An 18,575-nucleotide genomic window follows, 5' to 3' on the forward strand; every position below is an offset into this window, starting at 1 on the left:
ACTCTTTCACCGACCAGGAATACCGCGCCGCCGGCGCCTGATTATCATGACCGAGCCGAGCCATAACGAACCGTTAGACAGCAGCGAACCTTTAGACCTGCTGGTTACCTGCCCCAAAGGCATCGAAGGCCTGCTGGCGGATGAGCTTACCCAGCTGGGTGCTGCGCCGGGGAAAACCACGGTGGCGGGCGTGTATGCCACGGCAAGCCACTCCACCGCCTACCGGCTGTGCCTGTGGTCGCGGCTGGCCAACCGCGTCATCGTACGGCTGTCCCATGACACCCTGATTGATACGCCCGAACAGCTGCGCGAGGCGACTTCTGGTGTGCGCTGGGCGCAGCATATCAACGAAGATGTCACTCTGGCGGTGGATTTTCACGGCCGAAGCGAGCATATCCGCCATACCCGCTTTGGCGCGCAAACCGTAAAAGACGGGATCGTCGAAGCGCTGAGTCGCGCCGGGCGCCTGCGTCCGGAAGTGGACACCAAAACGCCGGACGTGCGGATTTATGCCCACTTGCACCGCCAGGTGCTGACGCTGGGTATTGATCTGGCCGGTGAAAGCCTGCACCGCCGTGGCTATCGCCGGGATGTGGGCCACGCGCCGCTCAAGGAAAATCTGGCCGCCGCGCTTCTGGTGCGCGCCGGCTGGCCCGCACGCGCCAAGGCCGGCGAGCCGCTGGTCGACCCGCTGTGCGGCGCAGGTACGCTGTTGATCGAAGGCGCGTTAATGGCCGCCGATCAGGCGCCCAACCTGAATCGCAAACGCTTTGGCTTTCACGGCTGGGCCCGGTTTGAGGCCGCACAGTGGCAAGAGCTTAAGCGCGAGGCCGCGGCGCGCGCCTCGATTGGCCGCAAGCGGTGTAAAAACGCGTTTTACGGGTTTGACCAAAGCCCCGCTGCGCTAGCCGCGGCCAAGTCCAACGCCATGCGTGCAGGCATTCCCGCGTTGCTGACGCTGCAGGGCCAAGGGCTGGCCGCGCTGTCACGCGAAAGCCTGGGCGATGAGGCCGGCCCCGGCCTGGTGATTTCCAACCCGCCCTACGGCGAACGGCTGGGCGAGCTGCCCGAACTGGTCAGCCTTTACGGCACGTTGGGCGAAAAGGCCAAGGCGCTGTTTCCCGGCTGGACGCTGGCGGTGTTTACCGGTAACCCCGACCTTGGCCATCGGCTGGGGATGCGCGCGCACAAGCAGTACGCGCTGAAAAATGGCCCGCTGGACGCCAAGCTGCTGTTGATGGCGATAGATGCGCCCGCCGATCAGGCGGCGCCAGCTGTTGATAAAGTGGGTAAAAATGCCGACGTGCGTCACGACGAGCCGTCTCCCGCGCCGCACGTATCAGAAAACGCGCAGATGTTTGCCAACCGGCTGCTAAAGAATCGCAAGCGGCTGAAAAAATGGCTCAAACAGAGCGGCGAAAGTTGCTACCGGCTGTACGATGCGGACATGCCCGAATACGCGCTAGCGGTGGATGTTTACGGTGACCGCGTCCACGTTCAGGAGTATGCGCCGCCGCGCACAGTGAATCCGGCGCAGGCACAAAAGCGCCTGTTTGACGCGCTGGAAGTGCTGCCCCGAGCGCTGGACGTGGATCCGGGCCGGGTCTTCGTCAAACGTCGAGAACGCCAGACGGGCAAGACGCAGTACCAGAAACGCGCGGCCAGCGGCGAGCGCTTTGAGGTAACGGAAGGGCAGGCGCGGGTGTGGGTCAACCTGCGCGACTACCTCGATACCGGATTGTTTCTGGATCATCGTCCGGTGCGCCGGATGCTGGGCGAAATGGCGGCGGGCAAACGCTTTTTGAACCTGTTTTGCTACACCGCCACGGCCACGGTGCAGGCCGCACTGGGCGGCGCCAGCGATAGTGTGAGTGTGGATATGTCCAACACCTACCTGGAATGGGCGCGGGATAACTTTGCGTTGAACCAGCTCGACTCGTCGCGCCATCGCGTCATACGCGATGACTGCTTCGCGTGGCTGGAAACCGCGGGTACCGAGTTCGATTTGATCTTCATGGACCCGCCGACGTTTTCCAACTCCAAGAAAATGCGCGCCACGCTGGATGTTCAGCGCGATCACGCGCGTCTTATCGACCTGGCCATGGCGCGTTTGGCACCCGGCGGCACGCTGGTGTTTTCCAATAACCAGCGCCGCTTCACGCTGGATGACGCGGTGGGCGAACGCTACGCGGTCGAGGATATATCAGAGCGCAGCTTTGACCCGGATTTCCAGCGCCGCACTAATCTGCACCATGTGTTTTTGCTGCAGGCGCGGGCATGATCCGGCTAACGCTTTACACCACGCTGGGTTGCCACCTGTGTACCCAGCTTGAGGGGCTTTTGCATACGCTGGCCAACGAGCCGGTCGCGCTTGAGCACGTCGAGATCAGTGAGGATGAGGCGCTGGTGGCACGCTACGGCGTGCGCATTCCGGTGCTGGCGGATGCCAATGGCGCCGAGCTTGATCGCGGCCTTGACCCCGAGCGGCTGGGCGAGTGGCTGCGCCAGCGCGGCTGGCTGGATGAAGCGGCTTTGGCGGCATGGTTCGCCCCGCCGCCGGAGCCCACGCCAACGCCGGCGTATCAGCGCCATGGAAGGCGCTATTTAGGCTAGGTAGCGGTGTGGGTAGTTGGCTTAAAATGCATCGAGCAGCGACATCTGGCGCATGGCCTGCTGCCCTTCAGGGCTTTCGTCGTCCACGTCGAGCACCTTGCGAAAGCCGCGCGAGCGTTGGATGGTGGCTTCGTCATCCAGCCACATCTGCGCCTGCTCGCGGCTATCCGCCAGGCGGTGCTCCAGCCCGCCGAACTGCGTGCCGATCTGGCCCCAGGCGCGGCTGAAAATCCAGTCGCCAAACATATCCTGGTGGATATGAATCAGCACATAGTCATGGTCGGTTTCCCAGCGTACGATCACACAAAGTCCTCTTTAAATATCCACTGCCCGCTAAATCCGTATTCCCGCTAAACGTCGTGCATCGGCGCATTGGCCGTCGGTGCCAACGGCGGGGCTTATTGTAAAGAACGAGATGAAAAACGCTATGCACCTGATCGTGGATGCCAACATTCCTGCTGCTGAAGCCTGTTTTTCGGCTTTTGGTCGGGTCACCCGTCTGCCCGGGCGCGAGATCACTCAGGCGCACCTGCGTGAGGCGGATGCCCTGATTGTGCGTTCGGTCACGCCAGTGAATGAGGCGCTGCTGGCCGGTACGCCGGTACGCTTTGTGGGCACTTGCACCATCGGCACCGATCATATTGACCGCGACTACCTTGCCGCCCACGGCATCGGCTTCGCCAGCGCGCCGGGCTGTAACGCCGAGGCGGTGGCCGACTACGTGCTCTCAACGCTGCTGACCCTTGCCGAACGCGACGGTAAGCCGCTGCTTGAGCGCCGGGTCGGGGTGGTGGGGGCCGGCAACGTTGGCGCGCGGGTGCAGGCACGCCTGCAAGGGTTGGGGCTGGAGGTGTGGGTCTGCGACCCGCCCCGCGCCGAACGTGAAGGTGGCGCCGGCTTTGCCGGGCTGGATACGCTAATCGAGCGCTGCGATGTGCTGTGCCTGCATACGCCGCTGGTGAAAGAGGGTAGGCACGCGACCCGCCATTTGCTGAATGCCCGCCGTATTGCCGCCCTGGCGCCGCATAGCGTGGTGTTAAACGCAGGGCGCGGCGACTGCATTGACGGCCAGGCGCTGTATCAGCGTTTGGCGGAGCAGGGCGATATCACCGCGGCGTTGGACGTGTGGGAGAGCGAGCCTGGGATTGATGCCGCGCTGCACCAGCAGGCCGCCATTGCCACGCCGCATATTGCCGGCTACAGCCTGGATGGCAAACTGCGCGGGAGCTTAATGATTCATCAGGCGCTTGCCGGGCATCTGGGCGCCCCCAGCGCACTGACGCTTGACGCTATCTGCCCGCCGCCGGTACTCGCTGCATTAACGCTGGCCGAAGCTCTGCCGGTCGAGGAAGCGCTGAGGCTGTGCGCTCGCGCGGTTTACGATACCCGCCGCGATCATGATGCGCTGTGCCGCCGCGCCGCGTGTGAGGGCATGACAGCAGGCTTTGACGCCTGCCGTGCAGCGTATCCGCTGCGTCGCGAGTTCGCCACGCTCAGCGTGCAGCTGCAGGGTGACGCCCGCGTGCTTGTCGCGCCGCTGCGCGCGGCGGGCTTTCAGGTGCGCTGACGACGGTTGCCTGGCGGCTGGCGGCATATCGAGTGGCCGAGCTACTGGCGGTACGCCGCTTCCTTGAGGGCGCGAATGCGCTCATCCAGCGGCGGGTGGCTGGCAAGGAGTTTTTCCATCAGCGATCGGGTCTGGCCCTGGGTTATCGCCATGGCGCGCAGGGTATCCGGCATTTGGTCGGGGGCCTGGGTTTCGGCTTGCAGCCGCGCGAGTGCGTTGATCATCGCGTCGCTTCCGGCCAGACGCGCGCCGGCTTCATCGGCGCGGTATTCACGCAAGCGCGAAAACCAGGCAACAATCGTCGAGGCTGCGATGCCAAAGACAATTTCGGCCACTATCACCACGGCAAAATAGCCGAAAAAACCCAGGCCGCCGTTGCCGTTGCTGCGGCTACGCAGGAACTGGTCGACCAGATGGGCGACGATGCGGGCAAAAAACATCACGAAGGTATTCACCACGCCCTGAATCAGCGCCAGCGTCACCATGTCGCCATTGGCCACGTGGCCGATTTCATGCGCCAGTACGGCGCGGACTTCTTCCGGGCGCATGCGGTTCAACAATCCCGCAGACACCGCCACCAGCGCATCATCCTTGTTCCAGCCGGTGGCAAAGGCGTTGGACTGCTCAGCGGGAAAAATTCCCACTTCCGGCGTCTTGATGCCAGCCTTGCCGGCAAGCTCGGCCACGGTATCGACAAGCCACTGTTCGGTAGCGTTGGAGGGCGTTTCGATAACCACCGTGCCGGTAGAGCGCTTGGCCATCCATTTGGAAATAAACAGCGAAATGATGGAACCGGCCATGCCAAAGACAAAGCAGAAAAGCAGCAGGCTCGAGAAATCAAGCCCCTGACGGGTGAGATAGCTCTCGACGCCGAGCAGGCGCAGGGTGATGCTGGCCACCAGCAGCACGGCCAGGTTAGTGGCAAGAAACAGCACGATTCGCATCATTGCAAAGGGCCTCCGTAAAGCCTGGCTGAAAGATGGTGATTACTGTCGGTAGCGGGATAAGAAATTGGCGAAACGGTCAAGCGCATCGCCCAGCTGGTCGGCCCAGGGCAGGGTGACGATGCGCACATGGTCGGGCTCGGGCCAGTTGAACGCGGTGCCCTGTACCAGCAGAATTTTTTCCTGCAGCAGCAAATCCTGCACCAGCTGCTGGTCATTTTTAATGTTGAACACTTTCGGGTCGAGCCGGGGGAACGCGTACAGCGCGCCCTTGGGCTTGACGCAGCTTACCCCGGGAATGGCGTTGAGCTTTTCATGGGTAATATCGCGCTGGGCCAGTAACCGGCCGCCGGGCAGCACCAGATCATTGATCGACTGGTAGCCGCCGAGTGCGGTTTGAATAGCGTGCTGGGCGGGCACGTTGGCGCACAGGCGCATGGAGGCCAGCATTGTCAGCCCCTGGATGAAGTCGCCGGCGCGCTGTTTGGCCCGCGTTCCCGACAGCGTCATCCAGCCCGAACGAAAGCCCGCGCAGCGGTAGCTTTTGGACAAGCCGTTGAGCGTAATCACCAACTGGTCGTCATCGGCCAGTGCCCCGGTGGCCGTATGGGTAACGTCGTCGTAGAGGATCTTGTCGTAAATCTCATCGGAAAACACCACCAGATCGTGCGCCTTGGCGATGGCGAGCAGCTCGCGAACGACTTCGGGCGGATACACCGCGCCGGTAGGGTTGTTGGGATTGATCAGCACGATCGCGCGGGTATGTGCGGTGATCTTGCGCCGAATGTCGTCCATGTCCGGCGCCCAGTCGGCCTGCTCGTCGCACAGGTAATGCACCGCGTGGCCGCCCGAAAGGTTGGCAGCGGCGGTCCAGAGCGGGTAGTCCGGCGCGGGAATCAGCACCTCGTCGCCGTCGTTCAGCAGCGCCTGTAGCGCCATGACGATCAGCTCGGAGACGCCGTTGCCCACGTAGATATCTTCAATGCCAACGCCGGGAATTTCCTTGCGTTGGCACTCTTGCATGATGGCCTTGCGCGCTGAATAAAGCCCTTTGGAATCACAGTAGCCCTGCGCGGTAGGCAGGTTGCGCATCACGTCCTGAAGGATTTCTTCCGGCGCTTCGAAACCAAACGGCGCGGGGTTGCCGATGTTGAGCTTGAGGATGCGCTGGCCTTCGTCTTCCAGGCGCTTGGCGTGCTCAAGGACCGGCCCGCGAATGTCGTAACAGACGTTGTCGAGCTTGTGAGATTTTTTGAGCGTAGCCGGTTCAGGGGGCTGCAGGGTTGCCATGGTACGTTTCCAAAATAGACGGGAGTCGGTGAAGCTACAAGCCGCGTGGCTGTTCAGGCGTCAGAGGTCGGCGTGTCGGGCGGTGCGTTGGCGTCTGTGTCGCTGACGGCGAGGTCCGGTGGGGGAGGAATATCCGCCGGCGTTTCCAGCGTCAGCCGTCCCAGCTTGCCATCACGCAGTTCGTGAAGCAGCACTTCGGCACCGCGGTGCAAGTCGACGACGCCACCGGCGCGCAGGCCGCCGCGCTTGCGGGCAATATCTTGTAAAATCGCCTGGCCGTCGAAGCCCGCTAGCGCGAGAAAATCCGGGCGCTCGGGGCCGTCGCTGTCAACGCCGGCGGTGGCCGGCAGCTGAGATTCACTGCTCCCATAGGCGGGCAGCGTTTTCAGCTTGAAGCGCGCGCAAAGTGCCTCGGGGTAGCGCTTGGCAAGTTCGGCGCTGGTGACAATGCCAATATCGATGTACTCGATGGCGGTATCACGAATGGCGCCGCTGGCGGCTAGCCGGTAGGCACTGGCCTGATCTTCGATTTTCGGCCATAGCACGCCCGGCGTGTCGATCAGCGAGACGCGCCCGCCAATGGGAACCTTTTGCTGACGCTTGGTGACGGCGGGTTCGTTGCCGGTCTTGGCGATCTTGCGCCCGGCAAGGCCGTTGATCAGCGTCGACTTTCCCACGTTGGGTATCCCCATTACCATCACCCGAACGTCGCGGTCAGCGCGTACGTGGCCGGCAAGCGTATGGCACAGCGCCGGGATCTGCTTGAGCTCGCGGGCGTTGGTGGTGGTAATGGCCAGCGCGCGGGTGTTGGCCTGGGCATCAAAAAACGCGACCCATTCGGCCGTGCGTTCGGGGTCGGCGAGATCCGCGCGGGAGAGCAGTTTGAGCACCGGCTTGTGGCGCGTCAGTTGGGCCAGCATCGGGTTGGCGCTGGAGTAGGGCAGGCGCGCGTCGAGTACTTCAATGACTACGTCGATTTCGGGCAGCGCTTCCTTGATCTGGCGGCGCGCCTTGTTCATGTGACCGGGAAACCAGCCGAGCATCGCTCTCTCCTGATAGGTGGGGTGGCAGCCTTGGCGGCGCATGCAAAACGGGCGCCTATTTTAACAGAAGGCGCCCGGACGTGGTGTATGGAAGCTTATTCGTCGGCGTGAAAATCCAGCGCAACGCCGTTGATGCAGTAGCGCTGACCGGTGGTGTCCGGCGGGCCGTCGGGGAATACGTGCCCCAGATGAGCATCGCAGTGCGAGCAAACCACTTCCGTGCGCGTCATGCCGTGGCTGGCATCGCTGTGTTTGTCTACGCTTTGCGCACCAAGCGGGCGGTCAAAGCTTGGCCAGCCGCAGCCGGCGTCAAACTTGTGCTCGTTTTCAAACAGCGGTGCGTTGCAGCAAACGCAGTGGTAGATGCCTTGGCCATCCTGTACGTCGCAGTTGCTGGTGAAGGGGCGTTCGGTGCCTTTTTCCCGGGTGACCCGGTACTGCTCGTCGGTCAGCTGTTCGCGCCACTGTTCGGGCGTTTTTTCCAGTTTAGCCATCAGAGCCTCCTGACTGTTGTCATGACTTTGCTTACGTCTGTTTGCACGACGATTGTGTCAGTGCCGTGCTTGCACGCCTGAATGGTGGACATTGGCCGCAGGCATTGGTTGCAGCTGTGGAACGCTGCAGCTGAGTGCCGTATGGTGCACTCACGATGGGGTGAGCGTATCAGCCCGCCTGCGTTAACGTTAGTCGTTGTGCTGCCTGAGGTTAAAGCGTATCGCCGGCAGTAAAAAGTTGACAGGTTTTTACCCCGAGGGTAATATACGCGCCACCTCGACGAGGAAATACAGTGTCCCATTCGTCTAGTGGTCCAGGACACCGCCCTTTCACGGCGGTAACAGGGGTTCAAACCCCCTATGGGACGCCACTTTTCACGTCAGGTAAACGGTTTGCGGGAATAGCTCAGCGGTAGAGCATCGCCTTGCCAAGGCGAGGGTCGGGAGTTCGAATCTCCTTTCCCGCTCCAGTGTCCCATTCGTCTAGTGGTCCAGGACACCGCCCTTTCACGGCGGTAACAGGGGTTCGAACCCCCTATGGGACGCCACCGAACAGCAAGATACATGCAGTACGAAAGATTGATTGCGGGAATAGCTCAGCGGTAGAGCATCGCCTTGCCAAGGCGAGGGTCGGGAGTTCGAATCTCCTTTCCCGCTCCAGTTTGCATGTCTTCAAGCACTGGCCTTTCAAATGACTTCGTGTCTTTTTTACAGGTTACTCGTGCCGTGTGTCCCATTCGTCTAGTGGCCCAGGACACCGCCCTTTCACGGCGGTAACAGGGGTTCGAACCCCCTATGGGACGCCATATCGCTTGATTGTGCGTTGCGGGAATAGCTCAGCGGTAGAGCATCGCCTTGCCAAGGCGAGGGTCGGGAGTTCGAATCTCCTTTCCCGCTCCAAGCGCATCAACCGGTCATACGCCGGCCGCCAGTTTCAGATAGTCCATTTGTTCACTGTTATCACGACATTAGCCTCGCTAAGCGTCGTTTTTTGCGTGTCTGCTCGCTGAGCAACCCTGGCCTTGATGCGCTCGCTTTGACGCACCTGCCCTGACGCATTGGCGCCGCCGCGAAAGGCCGGCTCCTTGAAAGACGCGCTAATGCCCTAATGTTTACCCGTTATTATACGCTTTCAAGAGCGTACCATTCTTGCTGACAGGACATTTTCATGGCCGAACCGGCACTGTCGATCCGTGGCCTCACCAAGGTCTACGGTAACGGCTTTAACGCGTTGAAAGGTATTGATCTGGACGTTGAACAGGGCGATTTTTTTGCGCTGCTTGGCCCCAATGGCGCGGGCAAATCGACCACGCTGGGCGTGGTGTGCTCGCTGGTGCAGAAGACTGCCGGGCGCGTGTCGTTGTTCGGTATTGATATCGACAAGGACTTTTCCCGCGCCAAGTATCAGCTGGGCGTGGTGCCCCAGGAATTCAACTTCAACCAGTTCGAGCGGGTGATCGATATCGTCATCGCGCAGGCGGGCTACTACGGGATGTCGCGCCGCGAAGCGCTGCCGCGTGCCCAGCAGCTGCTCACCGACCTGGGATTGTGGGATAAGCGCAACGGCAGCGCGCGGATGCTCTCGGGCGGCATGAAGCGCCGGCTGATGATTGCCCGTGCGTTGATGCACCGCCCGAAACTGTTGATTCTTGACGAACCCACGGCGGGGGTCGATATCGAGCTGCGCCGCAGCATGTGGGAATACATGCGCCGGATCAACCGCGATGAAGGCACCACGATCATTCTCACCACGCACTATCTGGAAGAAGCCGAGAGCCTGTGCCGCAATATCGCCATCATCAATAACGGCGACATCATCCGTAATACCAGCGTGCGTGACCTGCTGGCGGAATTGAATACCGAAACCTTCCTGTTTGATCTGGCGCATTCGCTTGATCGCGCGCCGCCTATCGAAGGCTTTGAGGCCTACCTGACCGAGCCCTCGCAGCTGGCAGTGGTAATACATCGCGGCCAGCGGATAAACGACGTGTTTGACGCCTTGAACGCCGAGGGTATTCAGGTGGTTTCCATGCGTAACCGCACCAACCGGCTGGAAGAGATGTTTCTCACCATGGTGCATGGCAGCGAGGCCCAGGGTAGCGAGCACGAGGCGGCCTCGGCAACGACCCGCGAACAGGAGAAAAAGGCATGAACGCCACGCAAACGCTGGTCGCGCTATGGACGCTGGTGATCAAGGAAATCAAGCGTTTTACTCGCATTTGGCCGCAAACGTTGCTGCCACCGTCGATCACCATGGCCATGTACTTCATCATTTTTGGCAACCTGATCGGCTCGCGCATCGGTACCATGGACAACTTCAGCTACATGGACTTTATCGTGCCCGGCCTGATCATGATGGCGGTGATTACCAACAGCTATTCCAACGTGGCGTCGAGCTTTTTCTCCAACAAGTTTCAGCGCAGCGTGGAAGAAATGATGGTTTCGCCGATGCCCAGCTGGGTCATCCTTTCAGGCTTTATACTGGGTGGTATGGCGCGGGGGCTCGGCGTTGGCGCGATTGTCACGGTGGTATCGCTGTTCTTTACCCAGCTGACGGTGGAGCACCCGCTGTTAACCGTGCTGGTGGTGGTGCTGACCTCGGCGCTGTTTTCCATCGGTGGTTTTATCAACGCGTTGCTGGCCAAAAAGTTTGATGATGTGTCCATCGTGCCGACGTTTATTCTGACGCCGTTGACGTACCTGGGCGGGGTGTTTTATTCCATCTCGATGCTGCCGGACTTCTGGCAGGGCGTGTCGATGCTTAACCCGATCCTGTATATGGTCAACGTCTTTCGCTACGGCATTTTGGGCGTGTCGGACATTCCTGCCGGCTGGGCGCTAGCGGCCGTCTTTGGTTTTATCATCGTGCTGTACACGCTGGCGCTGATGATGCTCGAACGCGGCTACGGCATCCGCAGCTAAGTTTTACGCAAGGAGACAACCCCATGGAAGAGTCACACACAGGCCTTGAACACTCCCCGCTGGGGCGCGTTGCAACGTACCCCGAACACTACGACGCGACGCTTTTGTTTCCCTTGCTGCGCGCCGAAAACCGCGTCGAACTCGGCCTTGAAGCCGACGATGCGCTGCCGTTTGTGGGAGAAGACGAATGGCACGGCTTCGAGCTTTCGTGGCTCAACGCAAGGGGCAAGCCGGTGGTCGCGGTAGGGCGCTTTCGCTTGCCCGCTGACGCGCCGAACCTGATCGAATCCAAGTCGTTCAAGTTGTACCTCAACAGCTTCAATCAGAGCCGCTTTGCCAGCGCTGACGACGTCGCCGCCACGCTTGAGCGCGATTTAACCCAGACGACGGGCGGGCGCGTGGGCGTCGACCTGCTCGACGTTGACGACCCGGCGCTGACGCCGCGCACGCTGCCCGGCGAATGTATCGACGCGCTGGATATCGATGTGAACGATTACTCTCCCAGCGCCGACTACCTGCGCGCCGCTGTAGAGAATGCAGAGATCGTCGAAGAAACGCTGCATTCGCACCTGCTGAAATCCAACTGCCCGATCACCGGCCAGCCCGACTGGGGCAGCGTTATGGTGCGCTACAAAGGCCCCCGGCTCGACCGCGAAGGGCTGTTGCGCTACCTGATTGGCTTTCGTCTGCAGCAGGGGTTTCACGAGCACTGCGTCGAGCAGATATTCACCGACCTGATGCGCCAGACAGCGCCCAGCGAGCTTTTGGTGCTGGCCCGTTACGTGCGCCGTGGCGGGTTGGACATCAGCCCGTGGCGCGCTACGCCGGGGCTTTTGCCGCCCAGCCCGCTACGGCTGGCAAGGCAATAAACCGCGCGCTAGAGTAGCGCCTCCACTGACTGTGAAACGGAGCCACCGATGGACGCACTGACGCTTCTGCACGAACGCAGCTCGATGGGCAAGCTCGGCGCGCCCGCCCCCAGCGCCGGCCAGCTTGAAGCCATTTACCAGGCCGCACTGCGCGCCCCGGATCACAAGGAGCTGCGCCCATGGCGGTTTATCGAGTTCAGCGGTGAAGGGCGCGAACGGCTGGGCGAGCTCTACGCCGAAGCCGAGTTTCAGGCCGACCCCGACGCCACTGACAGCGTGCTGAACGGTGCGCGTAAAAAGCCTCTGCGCGCGCCGATGATCATCGCCGTTATCGCCAAGGTGACGCCCGACGTGCCGGGCGTGCCTAAATTTGAACAGGTGCTGTCTGCAGGCTGCGCCGCCCACGGCATTTTGCTCGCCGCCCACGCGCAGGGCTTTGGCGCCATGTGGCGCACCGGCAAATACGCCTTTGACCCGGTCGTACACAAAGGGCTTGGTCTGGCTGAAGACGACGAGCTGGTCGGCTTTCTGTATTTAGGCACCTTGGGCGGGCGGCACAAGCCGGTGGCCGCGCACGCCACCGCCGATTTTGTCGAGCGCTGGAACTGATTTTATTAGACCAAGTTGATGAACGCACGCCGGTTGGCTAGGGCCTGTTGACGTTTCACATTGGGAGCCACAACAAACAGCACGCCAAGGCCACCATGCTTTCGTAGTTTCGCTTGAGCTTATCGTAGCGCGTCGCAATGGCGCGATACGGTTTCAGTCGAGCAAAGGCATTCTCAACCAGATGCCGGTAGCGATATAACCCCCTGTCCAGATTGGCATTTCCTTTTTTCGAGTTACGCCTGCGTGGAATCACCGCCGCCATGCCTTTGGCCTCGATCTGCTCACGGATACGTTCACTGTCATAGCCCTTGTCAGCCACCAGCGCATCACCTGCTGGCAAGTCGTCAATCAATGCCTGGGCTTCCGTGCTGTCGTGCACCTCACCCCCGGTTATCCTGAAGGCAATCGGTAACCCATAAGCATCCACGGTCAAGTGGATCTTGCTGGTATTGCCTGCACGACTTTTGCCGATGGCTTCTGCGTCTTCCGTGGCAGCCCCTGTGCTGTCCTGATGAGCCTTGACGTAGGAGCCATCAATGAACAACCACTCGACATCAGGATCTTCCACCAGCGTGTTGAAAATCCTCATCAGCTTTCCACTCGCTGACCAGGCGTTAAAACGCTTGTAGACCGTATTCCAGGGGCCAAACGTCTCCGGTAGATCCCGCCACGGGCAGCCGGTGCGCATCCGATACAGGATGCCTTCCACCGTGGTACGCAAGTCAGCCTTGTCATAAATACCTTGTTGAAGCAGGATAGGTTTCAGCTTCGACCAGTGTTCATCCGTGAGCATTTGTCGGGGCATGGCAGGCTTGCAGTTTGTTGGCGTAGGAACCTTTATTCTGCGAGCTTGCCCCTATCCTGCCAATACCCCTGCCATGAAACGTCAACACGCCCTAGCATCCCATAAGGCAATACGCCGAAAAGGCTTGCTATTGCACGCATCAATCGTTAACATACGCGCCGTTCTAACGCATAAAAGCGCACGCGCTAAATGCTTGGAACACAATTTGCGGAGGAGTGTCCGAGTGGTCGAAGGAGCTCGCCTGGAAAGTGAGTAAGCCGCAAGGCTTCGAGAGTTCGAATCTCTCCTCCTCCGCCAAGAATTGCAAAAAGCCGCTGGTTTATACCAGCGGCTTTTTTTGTGCCTGAATGGTGGTGCGCCTGCTAGCAAAATTGATCCGTCGATATGGGCTTGCTGCTCTACAAGCCTCCGACTAGACTCAGTCTATAGGTTGATAATAGATGAGACGCACGCGTGTCGTGTGTAGTCTCCCATTTAACCGTGGGAATCGTGGGTCGGCTTCAGTTTTTGAGTGAGCTGGCTGTTCCTCTAAAGATTAACGTTGATCACATGTTGAAGGTGACAAGGAAGCAAGAATTTGACAAAGTTATACTAAATTATACTTTGGCATAACTGCCCGAAGACGATATTTTCGGCTCTTCGTCGTTAGGTGTGGAATTCGCCCCCTAAATTAGGCCAAAATATGGCCTCCACAACGACAGGAAATATGACATGGATGGCACTAAGATTCTGACCCTCGGCCTGGGCCTTGAAGCGCCCTGGATTCTCAAGGAGCAGCACCTGGATACCGCCGTGTCACCTCACCGCTTGAACCTCACCGTCGAGGCAGAACGTGGCAGCCTTTACCCTTGCCCCGAGTGTGGTGACGCTTGCCCGGCGCATGATTTTGCCGACAAGACCTGGCGGCACCTGAACTTCTTTCAACATCACTGCTATCTGCATGCGCGAGTGCCGCGCACCAAGTGCCCCACGCACGGCATTAAGCGGATCGAGGTCCCCTGGGCCCGCCCCGGTAGCGATTTCACCCTGTTGTTTGAGCAGGCCGCCATGGCTCTGGTCAGGGAGATGCCGGTGCTCGCCGCCGCTCGCCTGATAGAGATCACCGACAAGCGGTTATGGCGTATCGTGCATCACTATGTCGGGTGCATGCTCGACCAACTTGACCTCTCTCAGGTTAAGGCCGTGGGGCTTGATGAAACCGCCGCCAAGCGCGGCCATCGCTACGTCACCGTATTTCTGGATATGCAGCGCAAGAGCGAGCCGGTTGTCTTCGCGATACCCGGCCGTGGCAAGGCCACCGTCAAGGCCTTCAGCGAGTTTTTGGCTGCACATCAGGGCGACCCTCAGGCCGTTCAGGAAGTGGTCTGCGATATGTCGCCAGCCTTCCTCAAAGGCGTGGAAGAGCACCTGCCCAAGGCCGAGGTCACCGTCGACTGGTTTCATATCGTGCAGATCTTCACGCGCGCCCTTGATGACGTCAGAAAGCGTGAGCGGCGCGAGCAGGAACCCCCCAAGCACTTACGCTGGGCTGTCTTGCGCAATGCCGACGCCGGCAACTTAACGGCTAATCAAATCGCTGCGCTGCAGGAACTGATGGCCGACCAGAGCGCCACGGCCGACGCTTGGATCATCAAAGAGAAACTGCGCTGGATTCAGCAGGCACCCACGCTTCGCGGGGCTCGCTGGCGAATCACGCGCTTCCTCAATTTTGCCCGAGAGGCGATCGCTGGCAAGGGCCTGCTGTCTCCGATGAATAAGGCGCTGAATACCCTGGAACGGCATACCGACCGCGTTATCCGCCGCTGGTTATCGGGCCTGACCAACGCACGGTTGGAAGGGATGAATAGCCTGTTTCAAGCGGCCCGATCACGCGCTCGCGGCTACCGAAACGAGAGCACTTTCATCACCATGATCTACCTGATTGGCAGCCCTGTGGGCAGCATGCTGGATCAGGCCAAATCCACATGAAACGTCGAAGAGCCATATTTTCTGATCCGTGCGGCATAGTGTTTTTCCCCAAAAGGGCAAATATGCTGGTCGCTACGGTTCTGGAGATGAGGGCTTGAGTCCCTGCATCTCATCTTATAGAGCCAATAGGAAGGGTTCGTATGGAAGAAAAGATTCTCGTAACGGGCGGAGCGGGCTTTATTGGGTCTCATTCCACAGAAGCCCTTTTGTCTTGCGGATATAAAGTCAGAATTATTGATAATTTCTCCAGCGGAGATCGCGATAACTTGCCCGCGCACGCTAATCTCGAGATTATTGAGGGAGATATACGCGAACCGCAAAGCTTGCGACGCGCAATGTCGGGAGTCACGAAGTGCCTTCATCTGGCGGCACAGGTGTCCGTGGCGCACTCTGTCGAGGAGCCCTGTGACTCGGCAGAAAACAACATTATGGGAACGCTGAGGGTTCTGGAAGCCGCGCGGGATCACGGCGTTGCGCGCGTGGTTTATGCATCTTCTGCGGCCGTGTACGGCGAGCCTGAAAACCTGCCCTTGACGGAGGCCGCCCGCTTATCTCCGCTGTCGCCTTACGGTTTGGAAAAATGGGTGAATGAACGCTATGCAAGCCTGTTTAAAGAGCTGCATGGGCTTTCTTCCCTAGGACTTCGCTATTTCAATGTCTATGGCCCGAGGCAGTCGCCTACTTCCCCTTACGCAGGTGTTATTACCCGCTTTGTGGACCGTTTGAGAGTGGGTCAGGCCCCCACGATCTATGGAGACGGCAAGCAAACCCGCGATTTTATCTATGTGGCAGACGTTGCTCGGTTCAACGTTTTGGCGTTGTTTGCGGATCAAAACGGTGTCTGTAATGTGGCCTCTCAATGTTCTACATCCCTGCTACAGCTTGTTGAGGCTCTTCAGTTTGGGCTCGGCAGCCATGTGTCTCCACACTTGAACGAACCGCGCGGCGAAGATATTCGCCACTCACTCGGTAGTGCCGAAAGACTTGTCGACTGGCTCGGCGAAGCGCCGCTTTACACGCTGGATGAAGGCCTGGAAGCCTATCTGGCCGACATGAAGCTTGCCCGCTGAATATTCAAGGACGCCGCTAGTGCATACTCATATCCTGACGAGACTCGGAACGTTGTTGCGAGCCCTGGTAACGCTCGTGCCGTCTGTTCTGATTGGCAGCCCTCTGCTGGCCAGTGACGCAGCAGCGGATGAGTTGCCGAGCGTGGCTTTCTATTATGCGGCAAAGCCTCCAGTAGAATTGTTAAATCAGTTCGACTGGGTGGTTATCGATGCTGATTCAGCCACTGATGGAGAGCGACGTGATATCGAGGCTCAAGGCGCAAAGACCTTCGCCTATGTCAGCATTGGGGAGTGGGAGCCTGAACGGGCATCGACCCGGGGAAAGCCTGATGATGCCCTCGTAGCCGAGAATCCTGACTGGAACAGCCAGGTGGCAGATCTCTCCCGTGCCGACTGGCGAGACTTCCTGCACCGTAGAATCGATGAGCTCTGGCAACAGGGGTACCGTGCGTTCTTTTTCGATACCCTGGATAGTTATTACCGGTTTGCCGAATCTGAAAAAGATATCAAGGCGCAGCAGGCAGGACTGGTGACCTTTGTCGACGAAGTTCATCGCCGTCATCCGGGCATTGATGTGATGCTGAATCGTGGTTTCGAGGTGCTTGATCAGGTTCACAATAAAATCGTGGGAGTCGCTGCAGAGTCGCTTTATCAGCGCTGGACACCCAGTACAAAAATCTATGGGCCGATGGCCAGTAATGACACCCAGTGGCTGACAGGACAGCTTGAACGCGTTAACCCGCCTTATTCACCGGGCTGAGACAGAAAAGAAGATGGCGAGCAGTTTCTCTTGTAGAATCAATATGTTCCTAACCGAACTTGACTCAAGAGGACCACTCGCCATGGGTGAAAGCCTATCCCCCTGGACCCCGTCATGCAACGGGTCCATCCGCGTCGAGCTCAGCGGCCATCGCACCACCAGCGACAGCGGTGCTTTGCTGTTGCGTGAAGCCCTCGACAACAGCGGCATGATCGATGCGCTGGACGACCATCTGGTCGATCATCGCGACCCGGATCGCGTCCGCCACTCGTTAGCCAGCCAGCTGCGTACCCTGGTGCTGCAGCGTTCGATGGGCTGGATCGACCTCAGCGATACCGACACGCTCCGCCGTGACCCGCTCTGGCAGCTAGCCTGCAGTGATGCCCGCGGGACAACGCCGTTGGCTCAGGACCGGCCATCTCAAGCGACGCTGTCGCGGCTGCTGACGTGCCTGGGCCGCGACGACAATATCGATACCGTGCATGAGGGCCTGCTGCGGCTGGCGGTCTGGCGACTGACCTCGCTGGACGGCGGCGAACGCCCCGAGCATCTGACGCTGGACATCGACGGCTTGCCGATCGACGTCCACGGCCACCAGGGCGGTTCGGCGTTTCATGGACTTTACGGGGCCAGAATCTACTCGCCTTTGGTGGCCTCGCTGGCAGAGACCGGCGACATGGTGGGCGGTCTGCTGCGTGAAGGTAACGCCGGCCCAGCCGAGAATGCCGATACCTGGATCCCACATCTGGTGCGGCGACTCAACGAGAGCACCGGGGCCAAGGTCAAGGTACGCATCGACGCGGGTTTCACCGACAACGACACGCTTGAGGCGCTGGAAGATCGCGACATCGAGTATCTGGGCCGGTTGCGCAGTCATACGGGCCTGCAGACACTGGCAGCGCCACATCTGAAGCGGCCACGCGGCCGGCCCCCCGAGCAACCTCGGGAATGGTGCCATGACCTGGCGTACCAAGCCGGTACCTGGCCGGCGCCGCGGCGCGTGGTGCTGGTGGTACAAGAGCGGCCCGATGATCTGCTGCTGCATGCCTTCTTTTTGGTCACCAACCTCGGCAAGTTCAACTGGCCGCCGGAAAAGGTCCTGGCGCTTTATCGCAAGCGCGGCAGCGCCGAAGCCCACATGGGCGAGGTGAAGTCGGCGCTCGACCTGCATCTCTCCTCGACTGATCGCGGTGTCTCCACCGTCCAGGACGTCATGGCCCGCAACGAGGTAAACCTGCTGCTGACTCTCTGCGCTTATCAGGTGCTACACGGGCTGCGTTGCCTGTTGGAACGACAGACCCGGCAGGGCTGGAGCCTGAAGCGGATGCGCGAGCAGGTGCTTAAGGTGGCCGCCACGCTGACAGTGCACGCCCGGCGCATCACCGTGCACCTCGGCGATGCCGCCGATAAATGGTGGCCATCTTTACTGAAAGGGTTGCCGCGGCTGACGGCATTGACCTGACACGTCGCATTACTCAGCCTTTTCCAGCAGACAAAACGGCCACTATGGAGGCCGACGACCACGGCTGCGCCGTCACTCGAAACCAATGAACTTCAGTTATAAATATCACGGCATTGATACGATAAAGCTATGTGCTAATCGGCTACTCAGCGACCGTAT

Annotated in this window: 17 protein-coding genes and 7 tRNA genes; 18 read left to right on the forward strand and 6 right to left on the reverse strand. The window is 59.9% G+C overall.

All coding sequences use genetic code 11. The features are described 5' to 3' along the window. Positions 1-46 precede the first annotated feature (46 nt). Complete coding sequence (gene rlmKL / locus B5495_RS13290) at positions 47-2,281, forward strand: bifunctional 23S rRNA (guanine(2069)-N(7))-methyltransferase RlmK/23S rRNA (guanine(2445)-N(2))-methyltransferase RlmL (RefSeq protein WP_079554469.1); 2,235 nt, start codon at positions 47-49, stop codon at positions 2,279-2,281. Next, positions 2,278-2,613 (forward strand): glutaredoxin family protein, encoded by a 336-nt coding sequence (locus B5495_RS13295; RefSeq protein WP_079554471.1) that lies wholly within the window; start codon positions 2,278-2,280, stop codon positions 2,611-2,613. The genes rlmKL and B5495_RS13295 overlap by 4 nt, the downstream gene beginning before the upstream one ends. A 21-nt stretch (positions 2,614-2,634) precedes the next feature. On the opposite strand, the gene B5495_RS13300 is transcribed toward B5495_RS13295, so the two are convergent. Next, on the reverse strand, positions 2,635-2,916 hold the full coding sequence (locus B5495_RS13300) for a hypothetical protein (protein WP_079554473.1): 282 nt from the start codon (positions 2,914-2,916) through the stop codon (positions 2,635-2,637). Positions 2,917-3,040: 124 nt separating this feature from the next. Between B5495_RS13300 and pdxB the strand changes: the two genes are divergently transcribed. Further along, positions 3,041-4,180 carry a 4-phosphoerythronate dehydrogenase PdxB gene (gene pdxB, locus B5495_RS13305; RefSeq protein ID WP_079555104.1) on the forward strand — a complete coding sequence of 380 codons (1,140 nt, stop codon included), beginning with the start codon at positions 3,041-3,043 and terminating at the stop codon, positions 4,178-4,180. A 41-nt stretch (positions 4,181-4,221) separates the two neighbouring features. Here the strand turns inward: pdxB and htpX are convergent, their stop codons facing one another. From htpX to msrB, 4 genes are all read right to left on the reverse strand, one after another. Continuing rightward, complete coding sequence (gene htpX / locus B5495_RS13310) at positions 4,222-5,127, reverse strand: protease HtpX (protein WP_079554475.1); 906 nt, start codon at positions 5,125-5,127, stop codon at positions 4,222-4,224. A gap of 39 nt (positions 5,128-5,166) precedes the next feature. Further along, positions 5,167-6,414 carry a pyridoxal phosphate-dependent aminotransferase gene (locus B5495_RS13315; RefSeq protein WP_079554477.1) on the reverse strand — a complete coding sequence of 416 codons (1,248 nt, stop codon included), beginning with the start codon at positions 6,412-6,414 and terminating at the stop codon, positions 5,167-5,169. A gap of 53 nt (positions 6,415-6,467) precedes the next feature. Beyond that, positions 6,468-7,457: a ribosome biogenesis GTPase YlqF gene (gene ylqF / locus B5495_RS13320; RefSeq protein ID WP_079554479.1), complete on the reverse strand. Its 990-nt coding sequence runs from the start codon at positions 7,455-7,457 to the stop codon at positions 6,468-6,470. A gap of 95 nt (positions 7,458-7,552) precedes the next feature. Next, positions 7,553-7,951, reverse strand: coding sequence for a peptide-methionine (R)-S-oxide reductase MsrB (gene msrB, locus B5495_RS13325; protein WP_079554481.1), 399 nt, complete (start codon positions 7,949-7,951; stop codon positions 7,553-7,555). Between the two features lie 295 nt (positions 7,952-8,246). On the opposite strand from msrB, the gene B5495_RS13330 reads away from it, so the two are divergent. The 10 genes from B5495_RS13330 (at position 8,247) to B5495_RS13375 (ending at position 12,351) form a co-directional block, all read left to right on the forward strand. Next, a tRNA-Glu gene (locus B5495_RS13330) sits at positions 8,247-8,322 on the forward strand. 24 nt (positions 8,323-8,346) lie between these two features. Continuing rightward, positions 8,347-8,421, forward strand: a tRNA-Gly gene (locus tag B5495_RS13335). Positions 8,422-8,423: 2 nt separating this feature from the next. Further along, positions 8,424-8,499, forward strand: a tRNA-Glu gene (locus tag B5495_RS13340). A 37-nt stretch (positions 8,500-8,536) separates the two neighbouring features. Next, a tRNA-Gly gene (locus tag B5495_RS13345) sits at positions 8,537-8,611 on the forward strand. A 70-nt stretch (positions 8,612-8,681) separates the two neighbouring features. After that, positions 8,682-8,757 (forward strand) — tRNA-Glu (locus B5495_RS13350). A gap of 19 nt (positions 8,758-8,776) precedes the next feature. After that, positions 8,777-8,851, forward strand: a tRNA-Gly gene (locus B5495_RS13355). A gap of 268 nt (positions 8,852-9,119) precedes the next feature. Then, positions 9,120-10,103 (forward strand): ABC transporter ATP-binding protein, encoded by a 984-nt coding sequence (locus tag B5495_RS13360; protein WP_079554483.1) that lies wholly within the window; start codon positions 9,120-9,122, stop codon positions 10,101-10,103. Beyond that, positions 10,100-10,873, forward strand: coding sequence for an ABC transporter permease (locus B5495_RS13365; protein WP_079554484.1), 774 nt, complete (start codon positions 10,100-10,102; stop codon positions 10,871-10,873). The genes B5495_RS13360 and B5495_RS13365 overlap by 4 nt, the downstream gene beginning before the upstream one ends. Before the next feature lie 23 nt (positions 10,874-10,896). After that, a complete protein-coding gene (gene queF, locus B5495_RS13370; protein WP_079554486.1) occupies positions 10,897-11,742 on the forward strand; it encodes an NADPH-dependent 7-cyano-7-deazaguanine reductase QueF in 846 nt (281 codons plus the stop codon). Between the two features lie 48 nt (positions 11,743-11,790). Beyond that, entirely contained in the window at positions 11,791-12,351 is a 561-nt protein-coding gene (locus B5495_RS13375) for a nitroreductase family protein (protein WP_079554488.1), read from the forward strand. Positions 12,352-12,406: 55 nt separating this feature from the next. Here the strand turns inward: B5495_RS13375 and B5495_RS13380 are convergent, their stop codons facing one another. Continuing rightward, positions 12,407-13,156: an IS5 family transposase gene (locus tag B5495_RS13380; protein ID WP_079550575.1), complete on the reverse strand. Its 750-nt coding sequence runs from the start codon at positions 13,154-13,156 to the stop codon at positions 12,407-12,409. Between the two features lie 209 nt (positions 13,157-13,365). On the opposite strand from B5495_RS13380, the gene B5495_RS13385 reads away from it, so the two are divergent. The 5 genes from B5495_RS13385 to B5495_RS13405 all read left to right on the forward strand — a co-directional run bounded on the left by B5495_RS13385 (position 13,366) and on the right by B5495_RS13405 (position 18,416). Next, positions 13,366-13,453: transfer RNA gene (locus tag B5495_RS13385), tRNA-Ser, on the forward strand. Positions 13,454-13,867: 414 nt separating this feature from the next. After that, positions 13,868-15,124: an ISL3 family transposase gene (locus B5495_RS13390; protein WP_079553872.1), complete on the forward strand. Its 1,257-nt coding sequence runs from the start codon at positions 13,868-13,870 to the stop codon at positions 15,122-15,124. A gap of 140 nt (positions 15,125-15,264) precedes the next feature. Then, on the forward strand, positions 15,265-16,194 hold the full coding sequence (locus B5495_RS13395; RefSeq protein WP_079554490.1) for an NAD-dependent epimerase/dehydratase family protein: 930 nt from the start codon (positions 15,265-15,267) through the stop codon (positions 16,192-16,194). A gap of 19 nt (positions 16,195-16,213) precedes the next feature. Further along, positions 16,214-16,954, forward strand: coding sequence for an endo alpha-1,4 polygalactosaminidase (locus B5495_RS13400; RefSeq protein ID WP_172824575.1), 741 nt, complete (start codon positions 16,214-16,216; stop codon positions 16,952-16,954). 43 nt (positions 16,955-16,997) lie between these two features. Then, positions 16,998-18,416, forward strand: a complete 1,419-nt coding sequence (locus B5495_RS13405) for an IS1380 family transposase (RefSeq protein WP_079550240.1) — start codon at positions 16,998-17,000, stop codon at positions 18,414-18,416. The last annotated feature ends 159 nt before the right edge of the window (positions 18,417-18,575 follow it).

The organism is Vreelandella subglaciescola (genome assembly GCF_900142895.1).
Lineage (GTDB): Bacteria > Pseudomonadota > Gammaproteobacteria > Pseudomonadales > Halomonadaceae > Vreelandella > Vreelandella subglaciescola.

Coding starts and splice junctions, on each gene's coding strand:
- B5495_RS13360 (WP_079554483.1), top strand. CDS start 9,120: ATGGCCGAACCGGCACTGTCGATCCGTGGCCTCACCAAGGTCTACGGT.
- B5495_RS13395 (WP_079554490.1), top strand. CDS start 15,265: ATGGAAGAAAAGATTCTCGTAACGGGCGGAGCGGGCTTTATTGGGTCT.
- B5495_RS13380 (WP_079550575.1), bottom strand. CDS start 13,156: ATGCCCCGACAAATGCTCACGGATGAACACTGGTCGAAGCTGAAACCT.
- ylqF (WP_079554479.1), bottom strand. CDS start 7,457: ATGCTCGGCTGGTTTCCCGGTCACATGAACAAGGCGCGCCGCCAGATC.
- pdxB (WP_079555104.1), top strand. CDS start 3,041: ATGCACCTGATCGTGGATGCCAACATTCCTGCTGCTGAAGCCTGTTTT.
- msrB (WP_079554481.1), bottom strand. CDS start 7,951: ATGGCTAAACTGGAAAAAACGCCCGAACAGTGGCGCGAACAGCTGACC.
- B5495_RS13390 (WP_079553872.1), top strand. CDS start 13,868: ATGGATGGCACTAAGATTCTGACCCTCGGCCTGGGCCTTGAAGCGCCC.
- queF (WP_079554486.1), top strand. CDS start 10,897: ATGGAAGAGTCACACACAGGCCTTGAACACTCCCCGCTGGGGCGCGTT.
- B5495_RS13365 (WP_079554484.1), top strand. CDS start 10,100: ATGAACGCCACGCAAACGCTGGTCGCGCTATGGACGCTGGTGATCAAG.
- rlmKL (WP_079554469.1), top strand. CDS start 47: ATGACCGAGCCGAGCCATAACGAACCGTTAGACAGCAGCGAACCTTTA.
- B5495_RS13375 (WP_079554488.1), top strand. CDS start 11,791: ATGGACGCACTGACGCTTCTGCACGAACGCAGCTCGATGGGCAAGCTC.
- htpX (WP_079554475.1), bottom strand. CDS start 5,127: ATGATGCGAATCGTGCTGTTTCTTGCCACTAACCTGGCCGTGCTGCTG.
- B5495_RS13405 (WP_079550240.1), top strand. CDS start 16,998: ATGTTCCTAACCGAACTTGACTCAAGAGGACCACTCGCCATGGGTGAA.
- B5495_RS13295 (WP_079554471.1), top strand. CDS start 2,278: ATGATCCGGCTAACGCTTTACACCACGCTGGGTTGCCACCTGTGTACC.
- B5495_RS13315 (WP_079554477.1), bottom strand. CDS start 6,414: ATGGCAACCCTGCAGCCCCCTGAACCGGCTACGCTCAAAAAATCTCAC.